Origin of the sequence: Erythrobacter sp. (assembly GCF_039988855.1) — a bacterium.
Classification (GTDB): domain Bacteria; phylum Pseudomonadota; class Alphaproteobacteria; order Sphingomonadales; family Sphingomonadaceae; genus Erythrobacter.
In genome coordinates this window covers 37,258-56,671 of the sequence record NZ_JBDXIY010000015.1, presented here as the reverse complement: position 1 = coordinate 56,671, position 19,414 = coordinate 37,258, and the positions used below count along the sequence as shown (strand labels likewise).

The following is a 19,414-nucleotide window of genomic DNA, read 5'->3' as shown; positions in this document are numbered from 1 at the left end:
GGAGGAATTCCACACATGCATGATGCTCTTTTCCAGCCACTGAAGATGGGTGCGCTTGAAGCGAAAAACCGTATATTCATGGCCCCGCTCACCCGTGGCCGCGCGGCAAAGCCGATGTTTGTGCCCAATGAAATGATGGGCACCTATTACCGCCAACGCGCAGGCGCCGGTATGATCCTGACCGAAGCAACCGGCATCAGCACCGAAGGGCTTGGCTGGCCTTCGGCACCCGGTATCTGGAGCGATGAGCAGGCCGAAGCGTGGAAGCCTATCGTTGAAGGTGTGAAGGAAGAAGGCGGCCTGATCGCCATGCAATTGTGGCATATGGGCCGGATTGTTTCGTCCTATTTCCTTGATGGAAAGCCGCCGTTTTCGGCAAGTGCGACCAAAGCACCCGGCGAAGCGCATACGCCCGTCGGACGCCAAGAATACGATGTCGCGCGTGCCATGACCAAGGACGACATCAACCGGACACTCGACCATTATGAGCAAGCGGCGCGAAACGCGAAAGCGGCCGGGTTCGACAGCGTACAACTGCACGGTGCGAACGGCTATCTCGTCGATCAATTCCTACGCAACGGAACCAACCACCGCGAAGACGAATATGGCGGCAGCCCTGAAAATCGCACCCGCTTTATGCGCGAAGTGCTTGAACGGCTTGTCGGTGTATGGGGCGCGGACCGTGTGGGTATTCGCCTCTCACCCAATGGTGACAGCCAAGGCACCGATGACACCGATCCTGAAAGCATCTTTGGCGCAGCCACCAAGGTGATAGAGGAGATGGGCCTAGCCTATCTAGAACTGCGTCAGCCTGGCCCCAACGGCACCTTTGGCCAAACCGATGTACCTAAGCAGGATAAGATGATCCGCGGGCTTTACTCAGGCGCGTTGATCTTGAATTCAGATTACACCGCGCAAGAAGGCGATGATGATGTGTCAAGCGGTCGGTGTGATGCAGTGAGCTATGGCCGTCCGTACATCTCCAACCCCGATCTGGAAAAACGGATCGCCGCAGGCGCGCCGTTCAACCCGAACAAGGACGTGCCCAAAAGCTGGTACTTCCCGATCCCAGACGGCTACATCGACTATCCGACAATGGAAGAGGAAACGGCTGCCACTAGCGCAGCCTAAGCCTTCTATTGCCCTTCATCTGGCGTCGCTGGTGGTTCCGGCGGCGCCGGTTGGGGCGCTTCGGGATCGGACGAAGTGGTCACCGTGGTTTCAACCGTCGTTTGAGTTCCGTCTTCAGAGCTTGTCACAGTGGTCGTTGTGCGCTCAGCCGGAGGCGAGGTGGACGTAAGCTGGTCAAATGGGATCATATCATCGCTGATCGTGCCGCCCAATATCTCGCCAGAGGCCTCACCGCCGGTTTCACTTGAGACAGCCACAGGTGCTTCCTCCTCGCAAGCCGACAGGGCAAGCAATACGACGGCAAGACAAAGGCTTTTCTTTGAAGTTTTCATTTTCGACATGCTCTTAACCGGGCCGCCTCAAGCGTACCCAAAAATCCATCTGCGCGTTTGATAAGCGCCTCATCCCACTCGTGCGCCGACACACTTTTGCCAAGGCGCGCAAGGCTGGTGACGCCAAATTCGTCGATCCCGCAAGGGACGATGCCGCTGAAATGGGAAAGATCCGGGTCCAAATTGACCGAGAACCCATGCATAGTCACCCAGCGGCGAACCCGCACGCCAATCGCACCGATTTTCGCCTCGCGCCCGTCAATATCCTCGCACCAAATGCCAACCCGCCCTTCGGCGCGCCATGCATCAACACCGAAATCGCAAAGCGTATCGATCACCCAGCCTTCGATTGCATGGACAAAGCAGCGCACATCTTTACCGCGCTTGCCAAGGTCCAGCATCAAATACCCGACCCGTTGCCCCGGCCCATGGTAGGTGTAGCGCCCGCCTCGGCCTGTCTCCACCACATCAAAGCGCGGGTCGACAAGTTCGCTCGCATCCGCACTTGTTCCTGCGGTGTAGACAGGAGGGTGCTCAAGCAGCCAAATCTGCTCCTCCGCCTCTCCAGTGGTAATCGCATTATTACGCGTTTCCATAGCCTTAAGCGCGTGCGCGTAAGGCACAAGTGATGCCTCGCGCCGCCATTCCAAGGTTGAAGCGCTTAAGGTTTGGGGCAAATTTTGTGCGTGGCTTGCCATTGGCTTTGCGTGGGGCCAATGTCGGGCAAAATCAAGCAGCAAAGCGTAATCTTGCGAGCTAAGGGGCAGCCATGAACTTTGATATGAACACCTGTTGGTCGCGTGCAGTTGAATTGATTCAAGCGAATTTCCAGCTGCTTTTGATCGTAGCAGCTGTCTTTTTGCTGCTGCCTAATGTGGCGCTCTACATGCTCATCCCAGATATGCAATCGATCGTCGATCCGACCGCTGATCCAGAATTGGTCGCGGCCCAAATGACAAGCTTTGCAGGGCCGCTTATTGCAGGTGGATTGTTCTCTATGACGCTTCAATTCATTGGAAACGCATCAATGATTGCCCTTATGAGCGATGCTCGCCCAACTGTAGGGCAAGCGATTGGCTCTGGCATCAAAGCCGTGCCCAGCCTTTTCGCCCTGACCGTGCTTGCCTTCCTGATTTACATGCTCGGCGCCGTTGCGATCATTTTGCCCTTTTCGCTGGTGAGTGGACTTTTGGGATCAGCGGTCATCGGGATTGTCGGTTTCATCCCAGTTCTGGTGTTCGTCGCCTGGCTTGGTGGACGGGTGTCGATGGCGATGCCGGTGATGGTTTTTGAAAACACACTCAACCCGGTCAAAGTTCTGTCTAGGAGTTTCGCCCTAACGAAGCCCAAGCAATGGCCAATCACCGGTTTCTGGACGATCATTGTTGCAATCATGGTAATTGCCAGCCTCATCTTCACCAGCGTGTTCGGTCTTGTCGCCGCCATTGCCGGAACGGGAACGGTCGGTGCGCTTATCCTTGGTCTTGCAAGCGGCCTTACAGGCATAGTTTATGGCATGGTGCTTTGCAGCGCTGCAGCGGCCATGCACGGTCAGTTGACAGGCCCTAGCGCCGAAGCGATCGAAGACACTTTTGGATAAAGCGAAGAGGGGCAGTCCCCCCCTCCTCCTTTCCGCACCCATTTTGAGCAATCACCGATTGATCCCAGCGCTGCACTGGCCTAGCGGCATGGTCAATGTCTCAATCTCAGCCTCCGACCACGCAAGTTAAGCCTGCTGGCCCAGATGGCAGCGAGAGCCATAGCGCCATCCCAAACGGGCGCATGGCGCTGCTCTTCATGGTCATGCTCGTCGCGGCCGCGGGCAATACCGCGATGCATTCGATCATGCCGTCGGTTGGTACGGCTCTTAAGATCAGCGACTTTTGGATTAGCCTTGCCTATTCGTGGTCGGCTTTGCTGTGGGTAGTCTGCGCCCCGATATGGGCGCGGCGTTCTGATCAACGCGGCCGGAAGGCGATGATGGCGCTTGGGCTTATCGGCTTTATCGTTTCAATGTCGCTTTGTGCTGCTGTCCTTTGGATGGGCCTTTCAGGTTGGCTTGCAGGGGCATGGACACTTTTCCTATTTGCGATTGCCCGCAGCTTCTATGGCGGATTTGGCAGCGCCGCGCCGCCAGCGGTGCAGGCCTATGTCGCGGCGCGCACTCCGCGTTCGGAACGTACAAAGGCGTTGTCGCTCGTCGCATCAAGCTTTGGCCTTGGTACAGTCGTCGGACCTGTTCTTGCCCCGCTAATGGTGGTGCCCTTCTTTGGCATTGGCCTTACCGGCCCATTTTGGTTCTTCACCCTTGTCGGCATCGTTGTGCTTGTCTTGGTACGACTGCGCCTGCCAAATGATGAACCGCAATATGCAGCTCGCGGCAAAACCTTTGGCGATCCAAGTGCAGGGGCAAATGCATCCGATGCGATTGAAGATGCAGAGGACCGCGATGAGGCGGAACCTGCCTTACCGGAGGACGATCGCCCTCGATTGAAATGGTTTGAACCGCGCCTTCGTCACTGGGTGATTGCAAGTCTTGTCGGAGGCCATGCGCAGGCAATGGTCATGGGGGTGATCGGCTTTCTGGTGCTGGACCGTCTGGCTTTGCGCGACAACCTCACCGAAGGGACCGGAATCGTTAGCCTTGTGTTGGTGTTTGGCGCTCTTGCAACCTTGCTGGCGCAATGGGGCATTATCCCGCGTTTTAAAATTGGACCGCGCGCCGCGACGTTGTCGGGATTGGTGGTTGCAGCCGCAGGTACAGCCATTCTAGGCGCAGCCGATACTGTGGTTTCGCTGTGTTTGGGCTATGCCATTGCATCGCTTGGATTTGGCCTATTTCGCCCCGGCACAACAGCGGGCACGTCATTGGCTGTTACCCGCGCAGAGCAAGGTCAAGCCTCAGGGATTGTCGCAAGCGTTGCTGGGGCAAGCTTTATCTATGCGCCGGCCCTTGGCGTGTGGCTCTATTCAATCGATGATTGGCTCGGCTTTGGTTCGATCATCGCAGTCTGCCTTTGTATGGCGCTTGTCAGCTGGCGCACCTTGGCCGGAGATGAATTGCTCACAGCAGACCGCAAGACCGCTGAATAAGGTTTAAAGAAGCTTCAGCACTTCGTCTTGAGGACGGCAGATCGCCACGCCTTTTTGCGTTTCGACAAGCGGGCGTTCCATTAAAATTGGTTCAGCCGCCATTGCATCCAAAACCGCGTCCGCATCGGCTTCCGGAAGCCCGCGCTCTTTCGCATCGGTTCCGCGAATACGAAGCCCTTGATTGGGCGTGATCCCAGCGTCCTTATAGAGCTGTGCGAGCTTTTCGCGGCTCGGCGGCTCTTTCAGATACTCAACCACGGTTAGCTCCACGTCAGAGCGCTCTTCCAAAATCGCCAGAGTTTTGCGCGAGGTTCCGCATTTCGGATTGTGCCAGATAGTCGCTTTCATGCTTGCCTATTCCTGCCTGCCTATTCCTGCTTGTAATGTTCGCCGTTTTCTTACCTCGCGTGAGATCGATATGCCACAAAATAAGAAAATGCGAATAATTCGCAATTTTCCTCTTGCAGTTGCGAATGGCTTTCAATAGCGGAGTCGGCGAACACGAAATCAAGGGGAACATCTTGAAAACCTACCTCTCGCGTACCGCGCTTCTTCTCTCTTGCGCTGTTGTGGCTTTTCCTGCCGCGGCTGAAACAAGCCCGGAACCAAGCCCACAACAAGGCACCGATCTTGTCTCTCCCTCAGGTCCACTCTTGGAGAGCCAGGGCGATGACATTCTCGTAACGGGCGATATCCTTCAATCAAGCGTCGTAGCTTCGGTCAAAACTCCGACCCCGATCATCGACGTGCCGCAAAGCCTTTCGATCACCAGTGACGAACAGATCGAAGAGCGCGGTTGGACCAGCATTGGTCAGATCATCGACTACACTCCCGGCGTGAACACATCGCAAGGCGAAGGCCACCGCGATGCTGTTGTCTTCCGCGGCGTGCGCTCCACCGCTGACTTCTTTATCGATGGCACGCGCGATGACGTTCAATATTTCCGCAGCCTCTACAATATCGAACAGGTTGAGATCCTTCGCGGCCCCAACGCGCTTCTCTTTGGTCGCGGCGGGGCTGGCGGTGTTTTGAACCGGGTGACCAAGAAAGGTGAGTTCGATACCAACTTCACTGGCGGTCAGGTCGCCGTCGACACGTTTGGTGAGTTCAGCGTGTTCGCAGACGTCAACCTTTCAAGTTCAGAGAATGCTGCGTTCCGTGTGAATGCCGCATATGAAAACCTCAACAATCACCGCGATTTCTATGACGGTGAACGCATCGGTATCAATCCAACCGCTCGGTTCGCGGTTGGTAACGACACGATCGTTGATCTCTCCTACGAATACGCCAACCATGATCGCTTTATTGATCGCGGCATCCCGACAGGCGATGACGGGCGTCCTGTAGAAGCGCTGGACGACATCACATTCGGCACGCCGGAACAGAACTTCCTCGATCTTGAAGCGCATATTCTGCGGGCCAGTGTCAGCCATAATTTTTCAGAAAACTGGAAAGGCGTGTTCAGCGCTTTTTATGGCGACTACGACAAGGTGTATTCGAACTTCTTCGTCAATGACTATGACGAAGCGACGAACCTCGTTGAACTCGATGGATATATCGACACAACCGAGCGCCAGAACTTGATTCTCTCAAGCAATATCGTTGGCGAGTTTGAAACCGGTTCGTTGGTCCATACACTCCTTATCGGCGGGGAGTATATCAACACGACGTCTGATCAGAACCGTTTCAACACCTTCTTCGACACGTCGCAAGATGACCTCGATACGCTGGCAGCCGATCCAACAGCGGTGATCTTTGGCGCTGATATTTTTGGAACACCGCGAACCGATAGAGCGATCTTTAACGCTACTCGTCCGCTTTCCCTTTCCGACAATATTGGAACGCTTGCGGATGGCCGCACAACCACCAATGCCTTTACCGACCTCAACGATTTTACACAGGTCGATATCGACGTGTTCTCGCTCTATGTTCAAGACGAAATCGAGCTAACCGATTGGCTCAACGTGGTGATCGGTGGCCGCTTCGACAGCTTTGACATTACCGTCAACAACGTACCTGCTGCCGAGCTTCGCACCCGTAAGGATGAAGAATTCTCTCCTCGCGGCGGCGTAATTCTCAAGCCGCAAGAGAACATCTCGATCTATGCGAGCTATTCTGAGAGCTTCCTTCCGCGTTCGGGCGAGCAGTTTGCCAATATCAATGGGGACAACGATGTGCTCGAGCCTAACCGCTTTGAGAACATCGAAGCGGGCGTAAAATGGGACTTTGTTCAAGGCCTCAGCCTTACCGCTGCGATCTTCCAGATCGAGCAAAGTCAACCTCAGGTTAGCGCGGTTGATGCGGGTGAATTCGTCATTGTCGATTCGCAAACCGAAGGCTTTGAACTGCAATTGCAAGGCGAGGTTCTTCCCGGTTGGACCGTTTCAGCAGGTTACTCATACCTTGACGGCGAACAGGTCGACCAGAATGGTGGCACCGGTCTTCGCCCACGCGAATTGCCTGAGCACATGTTCTCTCTTTGGAACCAAGTGGAAGTGACCGATAAGTTTGGTCTCGGCCTCGGTGTCACGCACCAAAGTTCAAGCTTCATCGATAACGGCAACACAGCAGTCTTGCCTGATTACACCCGTTTTGATGCAGCAGCGTTTTATGACGTGAGCGACAATCTGCGTGTCCAAGTGAATATCGAAAACCTCACCGATACGACATATTTCCCGAACTCGCACTCAACACACCAAGCCACCGTTGGTGCACCGCTCAACGCACGCTTTGCGGTTACGGGTCGCTTCTAAGCGAAAGATCAATGCGCCAATCGGCGCCATCGAATGCTCCGAAAAGGAGTGAGGCGAAGGCCCCATCAATCACTCTCCGATTGATGGGGCCTTCGTTTATTCTGAAGGATTTTGTTCAGACTGCGGAACACGCAGAGCCGGGACGGCCTGGGCTGCGTCTTCCGCATCAATCGCGGGTGCGGGTGCTGCGCTGATGCTTTCTTGCCGCTGGGTCACACGTCCTGCCCGTTCAATCGCGCTAACAAGACGTGCGTGGACACCGCAACGGCAATCATTTGGGATAGCCTCTTCGATTTCAGTGCGGGTGGGCGAAGCATTGCGTTGCAGAAGAGCCGCCCCGGCCATCACTATGCCCGGCGTGCAAAATCCGCATTGGATGGCTTGTTCTGCGACCATCGCCTGCTGCACCGGATGGGATCGATCGCGTGAAAGCCCCTCAATGGTCGTGATAAAGCGGCCTTCCGCTTCTGCCAAAGTGATCCGGCATGACCTTAGAGCGGCCCCATCGACAAGTACCGTGCAGGCACCGCACTCACACGTCGCCCCGCCGCCGCCATTCTTGGTACCCGTAAGGTTCGCCGCTTCGCGAAGCGCGAAAAGCAGGGGCATCTGAGGATCGAGATCAAACTCAACCGGACGCCCATTGATGGTCATTCGCGGCATTGGCGCGGCCTATTTGTTTGAGAACTTAGCTGCGCCAGCTGTCGTCGATTTTGTCAATCTTGCGCTTCCACGCTTCGAAATCGAACACCCCTGCCCCGCCTTGGCTGGACATGACAGAAAGGTCGCGCTGGTGCACATCGATCACCTCTTGCGAGACAACCGTAGGTTCGCCTTGAGAAAGGGTAGCGATCTGAATTTCGCAAGCCCGTTGGAGCGCCCACATCTTCAAGAACATTCCCTGAATGGTGCCATCCATCACAACAGGGCCGTGATTGCGCAGCATCAGAACGGTATGATTGCCAAGATTTTGAACCAGGCGGTCCCCTTCTTCGGCGCGAACAGTCACACCCTCAAAGTCGTGATAGCCGATCTGATCTTGGAAGTTGCAGGCGTAAAAGCTGATCGGGCGAAGGCCCTCTTTGTGGCTGCACACTGCCATCGTCGCGGTCGTGTGGACGTGGCAAATCGCATCAGCGCGCCCACCCAAGTGTTTGTGGAAGTGTGCATGCTGGGTGAAGCCTGCTTTGTTTACCATGTAAGGCGAGCCGCCCACATTATTGCCATCGACATCAATCTTCACGAGGTTCGATGCGGTCACTTCATCGTATAGAAGGCCAAATGGGTTGATGAGAAAAGTTCCCTCCTCACCCGGCACTTTCAAAGAAATGTGATTGTAGATCGATTCGCCCCAACCAAGGTGATCGAAGATCCGATAGCAGGCCGCCAAATCAAGGCGTGCTTGCCATTCTTCCTTGCTCACTTGACCTTCAAGACTTTCAGAAGGCTTCAATTGGGTTGCCATGAATCTATCCCTTTCTCGAATTTCACTTTGAAACCCTTATCGCACTATTCTGCACCTCGCGGCAAGCATGTCTGTGCGCTTGGCTGTCCTGTGCGCTTGGCTATGCCTCGCTCGCCTTTGGTCGGCCCAAGACAATCTTTGGTCGGTAACTAAGTGAATTGCTTTGCGCGTTTTCCATTGCGCAGATAAGCCCCCCTCTCTCATGAGCAAGCCCCCCTCAATCTCAAATGGAAATATGACCGCAAAGCTCACCAAGGGCAGCATAACTGGTCATTTGGTGGGACAAACTTTGCCTGCGGTAATTGGCGTGGCCGCGATAATGTCGATTGGTCTCGTCGATGCCTATTTCATAGGGCAGCTCGGACCAGAAGCACTGGCAGCGATTGCTTTCATCTTCCCCGTCACTGTTGCGCTCTCTTCGCTTGGCGTGGGGGTCATGGTCGGCATCAATTCAGTCGTAGCGCGCGCTCTTGGCGAGGGTGATGGACCACGCTGCGCACGAAGGGCCAATTTCGGCCTCGTCTTTTCCGTCGTGATCGGGATTATCATTGGCGCGCTGCTTTTTGCGCTTTCTGGGCCGCTCTTTGCCTTGATGAATGCGCCAGAACATCTGCGCGGCCTTATCCTTGATTATATGCATCCTTTTGCGATCGGTTTCCCGCTTATCCTTGCGATAATGGGGTTCAACGGCGTTCTTCGCGGACAGGGCGAGGCAAAAAGGACGAGCTATATTTCGATCACTTACGCGGCCGCCAATTGGGTGCTCGACCCGATCCTCATCACCGGAGCGTTTGGTTTTGAGGGGTATGGCATTGCGGGTGCAGCCTATGCCACGATCATTGGCTACCTTATCGGCGTGGTGATGGCGTTTATGCTGTTGCGCCAAACCGATTTGCCGTTGGACCTATCGCTCCTTCGCGAAGGAAGCTGGGTTGATCCAGCTGCGGCAATCCTGCGCGTGGCAGGCCCCGCATCCTTCTCAAATTCGATCAACCCGATCGGCCTTTCCGTCCTAACCGCGATCATTGCAACACAAGGCGAAGCGGCGGTCGCAGCTTTTGGTGCGGCAGGGCGATTGCAAGGACTTGCGACAGTCCCCTTATTGGCGCTCTCAGGTTCGATCGGTGCAATTGTGGGCCAAAACTGGGGTGCACGGGAATATGACAGAGCCCGCCAAGCTGCCCTTTATGCATTCGGATTTTGCCTTGTTTGGGGCCTTGCGCTCGTCGCTGTCACCGTACCAATGGCCGGATCATTCGCGCGGCTTTTCTCAGACGAACCTCGGATTATTGAGCAATTCGTTCTCTATATCGAAATCGCCGCTTGGGGATATGCTGGCTTTGGCGTTCTGATCGTCTCAAACGGCATACTCAACGCAATCGACAGAGCATCCTTCGCGCTCAGCCAATCAGCAGCGCGCGTGTTCCTTGTGATGTTGCCTTTTGCATGGTTCTTATTGCCCAGTTGGAGCAGCGCGGCGGTTTATTCCGCAGAGCTTTCAGCAAATATCTTTGGCGGACTAACAGGCGCTGTGCTCGCTTATTGGCTGCTTGCGCGCAAGTCGCCAGACAAGATCGCTAGCCCCGCATAACGCCTCTTGCGCAGCTCCATGCCCTTCGAAGTAGTCTTTCATTAACCATCCCCCTTCATAAGCGCTCGTGAGATGTAAACCCGTCTCACATTTGTAGGGGTAAACGCACAATGGACGACCTTCTGGCGGACTTCGTGGCAGAAACACGCGAAATGCTGGAGGCCAGCTCGGGCGAAATCGTCGCTTGGGAGGCCAATCCAGGCGATCGTGCGCGGCTGGATACAATCTTCCGCTTTGTTCATACCGTCAAAGGCAATTGCGGCTTTTTCGATTTTCCTCGTCTCGCAAAATTAAGCCATGCGGCAGAGGACGCTTTGTCCGATTGCCGCGCTGGCCGGCGTCAACCTGACAGCCAACTTGTCACTGCCGTTTTGGCGGTCATCGACCGAATCGCTATTATGGTTGATGCAATTGAAGCAGGCGAAGAGTTTCCGGAAGAGCACGATGATGCTCTAATTGCAGCGCTAGAAGCCGAGGAATTAGAGGAAGCGGGCAGCTTTGCCGAAACGGCTAACGATAGAGCGTTAGTCCAAGAGCTTGAGGAGAGCCTCAAAACCGATCTCAGCAGCGCAAGCGAAGAGACAAGCCCCAACACAAAGAAACCAGAAAACGCTGCCGTCCAACGGTCCATTCGACTGCCCGTCGATCTGCTTGATCGGGTGATGAGCGGCGTTTCTGACATGGTTCTTGCGCGCAACGACCTTGCTCACAGGCTGCGTCAGGCTGGCACACAGCCGATGATTGATGGCCCATTTGAACGGCTCACTACGATCCTTTCTGACGTACGCGATGCGATCACACGCATGCGGATGCAGCGGATCGAAACTCTATTCAGCGCTTTCCCGCGCCTTGTTCGAGATCTTTCCAATGACCTGGGCAAACAGGTCATGATCGATATTGAGGGAGGCGATGTTGAACTTGACCGCGAGATGATCGAAACAATCCGCGATCCGCTTACTCATATCATTCGTAATTCGATCGACCACGGTATCGAAAAACCTTCCGAGCGCATTGCCCTTGGCAAGCGTGAAATTGGGTTTTTGACCATTACCGCCCGCCAAGCTGGCAATATGATCCTGATCGTGGTCAGCGACGATGGAAGCGGCCTTTGCGAGGCCAACATCGCTAGAAAGGCCATCGAAACGGGAGTAATCAGCGAAGCTGAGCGCGCCGAAATGGACCGCGATGCCATTATGCAGCTGGTCTTTCAGCCAGGCTTTTCGACCGCAGAAACCGTCAGCAATATTTCAGGCCGCGGGGTTGGACTTGATGTTGTGCGCCAAAATCTTGAGCGCGTGGGCGGCGCTATTTCGGTCAAATCAACAGAGGGTGTGGGCACGCAATTCACCCTTCAGATACCCCTCACCTTAAGCATAATCGCAGGGCTCACCGTCGAAATAAGCGGACAACGCTTCGCTATCCCACAAAGCTATATCGAAGAGATCATTCACTCATCATCCAAGGCGGTTGATTTCACCCGTGTGGGCGAAACCGCACTTGTCACATTCCGCGGCAAGCGCGTGCCATGTCTGCTTCCCAGTCAAACTCTAGGTCTTCCAGAGTCCAAACTTGCCGAAACGGAGCTGACGATGGTCATGCTGCGCTTGGCCAACGGGGATCTGTTCGCGCTCGCGGTTGATGCAATCCATTCGCACGGCGACATCGTTGTAAAGCCGCTGGCTCCTGCGATCATGAGAGCGGGCATTTACGCCGGATCCACTTTGCTTGATGATGGCCAGCCGGTTCTCCTGCTTGATGTGACAAGCATTGCATCTGGACAGAAAATTGCATCCGACTTGAGAAGCCGGGTTCTTCAAAGCGAGAAGAGTGCAGAGCAAACTGAAGCCAGCGATGTCAGCCGCGCTATGCTGTTTAGAGATTTTGACGGTCGGCGCTGTGCGGTTCGGCTGGAATTGGTCCAACGGATCGAAACCATTGCAATGAGCGCAGTTGACCGATCCGGCGCGCAAAACCGAGCCGTAGTCGATGGTGAAATCCTTCCTCTCGTCGGTTTGCCCGAAGAGCCAATTGAACTCGAAAAGCTGCGCCTGCTGCGTTTGAACGATGGCGCCATGCATCTACTGCATGCTGTGCGCGAGGTTGAGGAAGCGGTTGAACTCAAGAGTGAGTTAAAACAAGTGAGCGACGAACCACTGATCGAAGCCGTCACTCTGGTCGGCGACAAAACGGTCAACCTTATCGATGGGCACGCGCTGTTCGGCAGCTTTGGGGAAGCGCCCCAAGGCACCGAGAAACCGAAGTGCCGTATTCCGGAAGGTGAGTGGGCACAGGTCATTCTTGCACCTTTGATCTCCTCGGCTGGTTATGAAGTCATCTCAGACCCCGACGCGCAAGAAGATGTCGCGATCTGGTTTGAGGATCAATATGAAGCCGCAATTGCCCTCGAAAAGCCATTTTCAGCGCCGGTGGTTCGCCTGCGCGATGTGCAAGAGGCGGTTGGGAACAGCGATACAATTTATAGGTATGACCGAGAAGGATTGGTCGAAGCGCTCCGCCAGGTTCGGTGCGCAGGAGGAGCTGAGCAATGAACTCGCTTTTGGTAATGGCTCTGATCGCTGGGCGTCGCTGCGCGTTTCTGGCACCTGATGTTCAATCCGTCATTGAAATTGGAATAATCACTCCGGTCCCGCGGACCCCGGCCTATATTACAGGCCTCACCGCCGTGCGCAGTCAGGCCTTAACGGTTTTGGATTGCAGAACAGCCATCGGCTTTAATACCGAAGAGTTTCAAACTGACCCGCGCGCAATTGTGACGAGCTATGGCGGGGACTCCTACGCTCTTAGAATTGATGCAATCGAAGACATTTGCAGCGCCATCGGCGAGCCCACAAGCGTTCCAGGAGGGTTTGGCGAACAATGGTCGCAAGCTGCCAAAGGCTTGATCGAAACACGCGCCGGGCCGGCACTATTGCTCGATCTTGGAACAATTATCGATGGAAACGCAGCATTAGGCGTAGCGGCTTAATTCAATCCTTACCTTATCACCTTACCGATAAGGGTTCTGACCTTGGGGACCACAAATGAAAACCTGCCTTGTCGTTGACGATTCAAAGGTAATCCGAAAAGTATCGAGGCATATCCTAGAGACTTTAGGTTTCACGGTGGATGAAGCTGAGAATGGCCAATTGGGTTTGGATGCCTGCGATCAGGCCATGCCCGACGTCATTTTGCTGGATTGGAATATGCCGGTCATGACCGGGATCGAATTCATCACCCATCTTCGCAAGCGCGAAGGCGGCGGCAAGCCAAAAGTTGTCTTTTGCACCACAGAAAACGATGTCTCACACATTCGCGAAGCCATTAGCGCGGGCGCTGACGAATATGTGATGAAACCTTTCGATCACGAAACACTCCAAATCAAACTCCAGCTTGTTGGCTTCCCATGACCGCACCGCCCAGCCCTCCTCTCGGGCAGGTACGATTGCGATCTTCTTCGCAGCATCCTGCCGCAGGCGGCCCAGATCGGGCCGAAAAAATGATTGAGAAACAGGCCAGTCAGACCCGTATCCGGGTCATGATCGTCGACGATTCTCTAACAGTTCGAACGGTCTTTCGCCGGATGATCGAGGGCGATCCCTCGATGGAAATTGTGGGAACCGCAAGCAGCGGTGAGCGCGCAATTGTGCAGATCAAGAAAGAGCCAGCTGACGTCGTGCTGCTCGATCTCGAAATGCCCGGCATCGGCGGTCTCAAATCGTTACCCGGCCTAATGGCAGCATGTCCCGACGTGCGAGTACTCGTCGTTTCTTCGCTGACACAGGACGGAGCGGAAGCAACCGTTCAAGCGCTTTCGAGTGGCGCCGCTGACACATTACAAAAGCCGCGCCCAGGCGGCTTTGATGATGACTATCGCAGTCAACTTCTCAACAAAGTCCGCGCCTTGGGTTCAGCCCAGTCCGATCTCACCTCGTCGAATGCGCAGACTGTTGGTAGCCGCGATGATGCATCGCCAACGGGAACACAGCCACTCCTTGCAACGCGCAGCACGGCCATGCTTAAACGGCCGGATGTAATCGCGATTGGCGCCTCTACCGGGGGTATCCACGCGATCAACCTTATGCTGCGCGAGCTTTCATCTAACTGCTCATTGCCAATCCTGATCACACAGCATCTTCCGAGCAATTTCATTCCTGTTTTCGCACGGCAGATCGAAGTGGCGAGCGGCCGTCCCACAAAGATTGCCGACGACGGAACCGAAATACGCGAAGGCGAAATCGCAATCGCGACAGGCCATGGTCATTTGTGCGTTCGGCGCATCGCAGACCGATTGATCGCCCGGACTTCTGCTGAACCAGCCGCAAGCGGCTGTCTCCCTTCGGTTGATCCAATGCTTAGCAGCCTTGCAGAGACTTGCGAGGGCCGTGTTTTGGCAGTCATAATGTCAGGGATGGGCCGCGATGGCTGCGCAGGGGCTCAAGAACTTGTCGATGCGGGAGGGGCTGTTTGGGCCCAGAATGCAGACACTTGCGCGGTTTGGGGCATGCCTGGAGCCGTTGCGAAAGCCGGCATCGCGAGCCATATCGGTACACCTCAGGGCCTTGGCCAAGCGATTATGGCAAGACTGGCTGACAACAAGGTGCCAGCCGCTTGACCGGCGGCAATTTGTCTATGGAGATCAGCCATGCATCTTTTCGGATTATTGCCGATCTCTTAGCCGAACGGACGGGGCAAAATCTCACAGACAACCGCAAATGGCGTTTGACGTCTGCATTGTCGGGTGTCTTTCGCAACCACGGCATCGATAACATCGATCAACTCGTTTGTTTGCTTGACGCAACGCCCAGCCGGTTCGAATATGAAAAACTCGCCGGCGAAATTGTCGAAGCGCTGCTCAATAACGAAACCTATTTCTTCCGAGACAAGCCCACATTTGATCAAATCCCTCTAGAGCTATTGCCGGAACTCCGAGAGCGCCGGGCGCACCGGAGGCAATTGTCAATCTGGTGTGCTGGATGTTCAACCGGACAGGAAGTTCACAGCCTAGGTATGCAGTTTGAAGAGCAAAAGGCGCAATGGGCAGGCTGGAACATTGAAATCCTTGGGACAGATATTTCCCAAAAAGCAATCGAGACAGCTCGCAAAGGGCTTTACAGCCAATTTGAAGTCCAGCGCGGCCTTGGTGTAGCAGCCATGCTGAACCATTTCGATGAAACTGCCGAAGGCTGGCAACTGCGCGATAATGCGCGCCGTCTTAGCCGGTTTAAGCAGCATAATATGCTCGAACAAAGCGCCACCAAGGGACGTTTTGATCTCATATTGTGTCGCAATGTGCTGCTCTATTTCGACGCCAAGACACGGGCACTTGCGTATCAACGCCTCGCAGGCGCTCTTGCCAGCGACGGGTTTCTTATGCTGGGTGCGGGCGAAACAGTGTCGGCGCATACAGATGCATTCGTTCTGTCAAAAGATCGCGTCAGCGTCTTTGAACCGAACAATGCCGTGCTTCACGCCGAACAGTTAACCCAAATTGCCTAGGGTCAGACCCCAATCGAATAGAGCGCGTGCCTTATCCTTTTCATCGCCAATACGCTTTGACGAGGGCTGCAATTTACCGAAAGTTAGCCATTGCTCTTTAGGCTGTGCCGCTGGCGATAAATGGCCACCGTGCAGTAAGGGAAGCTAAGTGTTTCAACCAACCAAACCGCCTCACGCAACCAAACCATTGCGTTTGACACCGGCCGGATTGGTGCTGCTTCCGCTTGGCACGGTTTCATTGGTGGTCTCTGCAATTGCTTTACTGGTGATCGCGAGCGACCAATTGTCCCTGACAGACCCAAGCCGCCTGCTTGTTGCAGGCGCACTCATTTATGCCGCCACTATCTTCTTCCTTAGCCGCAATGGCTACGCCAAAGTTCGCGAATTGGAAAAGCTCGGCCGAACCGATCATTTGACCGGCCTGCCGAACCGAAGCTCATTGCACCATAATCTTGGTGTTCTCACTAAAGGCGGTGATGAAATTGCTTTGGCAGTGTTCGACCTAGATGGGTTCAAGCAGATCAATGATCGGTTTGGCCACGTTGAAGGCGATGAATTGATTAAACAATGCGCGTTCCTAATACAGGAGCTGGTAGGCCGTGAAGCGCGTTGTTACAGGCTTGGCGGTGATGAATTCGCGGCTGTGACCCAAGGTCCGTTGGCCGGCACGATTCTCGAAGGTCTTTGCCGCAAAATCCTTGAACGGCTGCAAACCCCCGTCCGTGTTGGCCAGCGCGAGCTGGCAATCGGTGCAAGTGTAGGCCTTGCAACAAGCATGGCCGATGCGCGCCTTGATCAATCCGAGTTGATGCGGCGAGCCGATGTCGCGATGTATATGTCAAAGCGCGGCGGAAAGATGCGTTGCACCTGGTTCAATTCTGGCTTCGATGAACGCCGCGAAGCCGTGCGCGATCTTGAGGATGGCTTGCGAAAAGGGCTTAAAAAGGGCGAGTTTGAGCTTGATTACCAACCGCTTGTTGACGCCCAAAATGGCCGAATAGTCGCGGTAGAAGCATTGCTGCGCTGGAACCGCAGCGGAGGCAAGAAGATCGGACCCAATGTGTTCATTCCGGTGGCGGAAGAATCAGGGATCATCAATCCGATTGGGCTGTGGGTTTTGAAAGAAGCGCTAACGAAGGCGCGCAACTGGCCAGATATCGCTTTGTCAGTCAACATTTCTGCGGCGCAATTGCGCAACTCAGAATTTGCGATCAAGCTGGGCGAGATATTGGAAGAGACTGGCTACCCTCCCCACATGCTCGAATTGGAAGTCACCGAAACGTATTTGGTGCTCGATCCTCATGTCGCTGAGCGGACTTTGGATGTGATCCGCAAGTTCGGGGTCAAGATATCACTCGACGACTTCGGGACAGGCTACGCTTCGATTGGCTTCCTGCGTCAATTCCGGTTCGACAAGCTGAAACTTGATCGCAGCCTTGTGGTCCAAGCATGCCAAGACGAGGGAAGCCGCGCTATGATGTTGTCCAGCATCGCAGTTGCCCGCGCGCTTGAAATGGGTGTCACCGCAGAAGGCGTTGAAACAACCGATCAGGCTGACATGGTTCGTTTGGCAGGTTGTGACCAAATTCAGGGCTGGCTGTATTACAGGCCAATGCCCGCACCGCAGATTGATGCGTTGATTGACCTGCAAAACGGACGGGAATTTGATCGCGCCGCAGAAACCATTGCGGCCACACAAACAATCACCGAAAGCGTTCGAGTTATCCGATGAGTGCACTGCAAGAAATCGCGGTTGACCTTGAAGCAAATCGAGCCGTTGATCCAGCACAAGCTGATCGCGGCCTCCATACGAATACAGAAGGCCTTTGGGGGTGGATCAAAGGCCTTTCCATTGGCCGGAAGATCACCCTGTTTTTTGGAATAAATCTCTCGATCGCCCTTATCGCAGGCGTTGGGGTCGCTATTGCCTTTGTTGAGATTGGAGACCGGGCTGAGCAGCTAGCAAAAAGCCATCACCGCGCCTTCGTCGTAGAAAAGGCAGTGATCGGGCTATCCCAAGCGCAACGGCACCGCGAAAGCTATTTTGAGATCGGTGACGCGGTAAGAGGCAATGCAGCGCTCGATGAATTTGACCGCGTTCTCATCTCACTCGAAACGCTAAGCAAACTGCCCGATCCGGCATCGAGTTCACATTCGACACAACTCTCGGCTGTTATACGGGCCGTGATCGAGCACTGCCGCGAATTGAACCTTGCACTATCGGGCAATCTGCAAGGTCGCAGTGCAGCTCTCAAAGAAGAGAGCGATAACCAAGTCAATTCAACCCTCGCAATGGCGCGTGCGCTTTCAAAGACGCTCGAGGAAGAAGCAAGTGCAACGAGCGCGTCCAACCGCTCTCTACTAACGAGCATGCTTACCCTTTGGATCGGCGCAATAGCTTTCCTTTGTTTACTGACACTGATCGCGCAGCAATTTTTCAGCCGGCATGTCGGCGCTGCCTTGTCAGGGCTTGCGGGCCAAATGACGCGACTTTCTTCCGGTGAACAGATCGAAGAATTTCAAGAAAGCGACCGGCAGGATGAAATTGGCGACATGACGCGCGCCATGATGGTGTTTCACCGTGCCGGGATGAGGCTTGAACGGCTTAGCCTTGAACGCTCGCAAAATGCGCGTGAAGAGCTTCAAGAACAGGCCCGCTTGCAAGAACAAAAGGAAGAAGCAAGGCTCGAGCGTGAGAATACCTTGCGCAAATTTGCCGATTCTTTCGAACGCAAAATTGGCGATGTCGTGGGGCAGGTGGCCAACGCCACCAGCCAATTGCAAACCACCGCGAGCTCGATGGCATCAAGCGCGCAGCAGGCCTCAACTCGTACAGGCGAAGTTACCTCTGCAATGCGTGAGGCCAACACAGGCGCAAACGCAGCGGCCGCGGCCTCGGATGAATTTGCGGTCTCGATTGGGGAAGTCAGCCGCCAGGCGGCCGCTTCTGCGCAGCTGGCCCGGCAAGCCTCATCTTCGACCGATAAGGCCGATGAAACAATCACAAAGCTCTCAAATAGCGCCGAACAGATTGGCCAGGTTGTCGGGCTTATCCAGACCATTGCTCAGCGGACGAACCTGCTTGCATTGAATGCATCCATCGAAGCAGCCCGAGGCGGCGAGACGGGTCGCGGATTTGCAGTTGTGGCAAGCGAAGTCAAAGAGCTTGCCATGCAAACCAGCCGCGCAACCGAAGAAGTGTCCCAAAAAATTCGTGAAATGCAAGACACGACTGGAGCAAGCGTCACCGCGCTTCGTTCCATAGCCAGTGAAGTTGCTGAACTCGAAAATGTTGCTGTGTCGATTGCGAGTGCTGTCGATGAACAAAGCATGGCAGGCGGAGACCTTGCGCGCAGTATCGAAATGGCTGCGCGCGGGACAGAAGAAGTCGCTGGCCATACCGAGGAAGTGCAACAGCTTTCCGTTTCCACCGGCGCTGCGGCAAGTCAGGTGCTCTCCAGCGCAACCGCGCTCGAACAGCAGGCGGCAACATTGCGCGCTCAGGTCAACGGCTTCCTTGACGAAGTGCGTGCAGGATAAGCTCTAATCCCAG

Annotated in this window: 17 protein-coding genes; 12 read left to right on the top strand and 5 right to left on the bottom strand. The window is 54.9% G+C overall.

Annotated elements, in window-relative coordinates:
• Nucleotides 1-15 precede the first annotated feature (15 nt).
• The gene (locus tag ABJ205_RS03195; RefSeq protein WP_348158279.1) at nucleotides 16-1,131 is read left to right on the top strand and encodes an alkene reductase; all 1,116 of its coding nucleotides are present in this window, start codon (nucleotides 16-18) and stop codon (nucleotides 1,129-1,131) included.
• A 5-nt stretch (nucleotides 1,132-1,136) separates the two neighbouring features.
• On the opposite strand, the gene ABJ205_RS03190 is transcribed toward ABJ205_RS03195, so the two are convergent.
• Together ABJ205_RS03190 and lipB are read right to left on the bottom strand one after the other, a co-directional pair.
• The gene (locus ABJ205_RS03190; protein ID WP_348158276.1) at nucleotides 1,137-1,463 is read right to left on the bottom strand and encodes a hypothetical protein; all 327 of its coding nucleotides are present in this window, start codon (nucleotides 1,461-1,463) and stop codon (nucleotides 1,137-1,139) included.
• A complete protein-coding gene (gene lipB / locus ABJ205_RS03185) occupies nucleotides 1,460-2,161 on the bottom strand; it encodes a lipoyl(octanoyl) transferase LipB (RefSeq protein WP_348158274.1) in 702 nt (233 codons plus the stop codon). The genes ABJ205_RS03190 and lipB overlap by 4 nt, the downstream gene beginning before the upstream one ends.
• Before the next feature lie 71 nt (nucleotides 2,162-2,232).
• Here lipB and ABJ205_RS03180 point away from each other — a divergent pair, with 71 nt between their 5' ends.
• Together ABJ205_RS03180 and ABJ205_RS03175 are read left to right on the top strand one after the other, a co-directional pair.
• A complete protein-coding gene (locus tag ABJ205_RS03180) occupies nucleotides 2,233-3,063 on the top strand; it encodes a hypothetical protein (protein ID WP_348158273.1) in 831 nt (276 codons plus the stop codon).
• A gap of 95 nt (nucleotides 3,064-3,158) precedes the next feature.
• Nucleotides 3,159-4,556, top strand: coding sequence for an MFS transporter (locus ABJ205_RS03175; protein WP_348158270.1), 1,398 nt, complete (start codon nucleotides 3,159-3,161; stop codon nucleotides 4,554-4,556).
• 3 nt (nucleotides 4,557-4,559) lie between these two features.
• Here ABJ205_RS03175 and arsC read toward each other — a convergent pair whose 3' ends face one another.
• Nucleotides 4,560-4,904: an arsenate reductase (glutaredoxin) gene (gene arsC, locus ABJ205_RS03170; RefSeq protein ID WP_348158267.1), complete on the bottom strand. Its 345-nt coding sequence runs from the start codon at nucleotides 4,902-4,904 to the stop codon at nucleotides 4,560-4,562.
• A 173-nt stretch (nucleotides 4,905-5,077) separates the two neighbouring features.
• Between arsC and ABJ205_RS03165 the strand changes: the two genes are divergently transcribed.
• Complete coding sequence (locus tag ABJ205_RS03165; RefSeq protein ID WP_348158264.1) at nucleotides 5,078-7,309, top strand: TonB-dependent siderophore receptor; 2,232 nt, start codon at nucleotides 5,078-5,080, stop codon at nucleotides 7,307-7,309.
• Between the two features lie 96 nt (nucleotides 7,310-7,405).
• Here ABJ205_RS03165 and ABJ205_RS03160 read toward each other — a convergent pair whose 3' ends face one another.
• Nucleotides 7,406-7,972 carry a (2Fe-2S)-binding protein gene (locus ABJ205_RS03160; RefSeq protein WP_348158261.1) on the bottom strand — a complete coding sequence of 189 codons (567 nt, stop codon included), beginning with the start codon at nucleotides 7,970-7,972 and terminating at the stop codon, nucleotides 7,406-7,408.
• Between the two features lie 25 nt (nucleotides 7,973-7,997).
• A complete protein-coding gene (locus ABJ205_RS03155; protein WP_348158258.1) occupies nucleotides 7,998-8,774 on the bottom strand; it encodes a class II aldolase/adducin family protein in 777 nt (258 codons plus the stop codon).
• Between the two features lie 202 nt (nucleotides 8,775-8,976).
• Here ABJ205_RS03155 and ABJ205_RS03150 point away from each other — a divergent pair, with 202 nt between their 5' ends.
• From ABJ205_RS03150 to ABJ205_RS03115, 8 genes are all read left to right on the top strand, one after another.
• Nucleotides 8,977-10,365, top strand: a complete 1,389-nt coding sequence (locus ABJ205_RS03150) for an MATE family efflux transporter (protein WP_348158255.1) — start codon at nucleotides 8,977-8,979, stop codon at nucleotides 10,363-10,365.
• 110 nt (nucleotides 10,366-10,475) lie between these two features.
• Nucleotides 10,476-12,914 carry a chemotaxis protein CheA gene (locus tag ABJ205_RS03145; RefSeq protein WP_348158252.1) on the top strand — a complete coding sequence of 813 codons (2,439 nt, stop codon included), beginning with the start codon at nucleotides 10,476-10,478 and terminating at the stop codon, nucleotides 12,912-12,914.
• On the top strand, nucleotides 12,911-13,351 hold the full coding sequence (locus ABJ205_RS03140; RefSeq protein WP_348158250.1) for a chemotaxis protein CheW: 441 nt from the start codon (nucleotides 12,911-12,913) through the stop codon (nucleotides 13,349-13,351). The genes ABJ205_RS03145 and ABJ205_RS03140 overlap by 4 nt, the downstream gene beginning before the upstream one ends.
• Nucleotides 13,352-13,406: 55 nt before the next feature.
• Complete coding sequence (locus ABJ205_RS03135) at nucleotides 13,407-13,772, top strand: response regulator (protein ID WP_348158248.1); 366 nt, start codon at nucleotides 13,407-13,409, stop codon at nucleotides 13,770-13,772.
• Between the two features lie 89 nt (nucleotides 13,773-13,861).
• The gene (cheB, locus tag ABJ205_RS03130; RefSeq protein WP_348158246.1) at nucleotides 13,862-14,977 is read left to right on the top strand and encodes a chemotaxis-specific protein-glutamate methyltransferase CheB; all 1,116 of its coding nucleotides are present in this window, start codon (nucleotides 13,862-13,864) and stop codon (nucleotides 14,975-14,977) included.
• Nucleotides 14,974-15,861, top strand: coding sequence for a protein-glutamate O-methyltransferase CheR (locus tag ABJ205_RS03125; RefSeq protein WP_348158243.1), 888 nt, complete (start codon nucleotides 14,974-14,976; stop codon nucleotides 15,859-15,861). The genes cheB and ABJ205_RS03125 overlap by 4 nt, the downstream gene beginning before the upstream one ends.
• Nucleotides 15,862-16,009: 148 nt before the next feature.
• Nucleotides 16,010-17,593, top strand: coding sequence for an EAL domain-containing protein (locus ABJ205_RS03120; RefSeq protein WP_348158240.1), 1,584 nt, complete (start codon nucleotides 16,010-16,012; stop codon nucleotides 17,591-17,593).
• On the top strand, nucleotides 17,590-19,401 hold the full coding sequence (locus tag ABJ205_RS03115; RefSeq protein WP_348158238.1) for a methyl-accepting chemotaxis protein: 1,812 nt from the start codon (nucleotides 17,590-17,592) through the stop codon (nucleotides 19,399-19,401). Before ABJ205_RS03120 ends, ABJ205_RS03115 begins: the two co-directional genes overlap by 4 nt.
• Nucleotides 19,402-19,414: the final 13 nt, after the last annotated feature.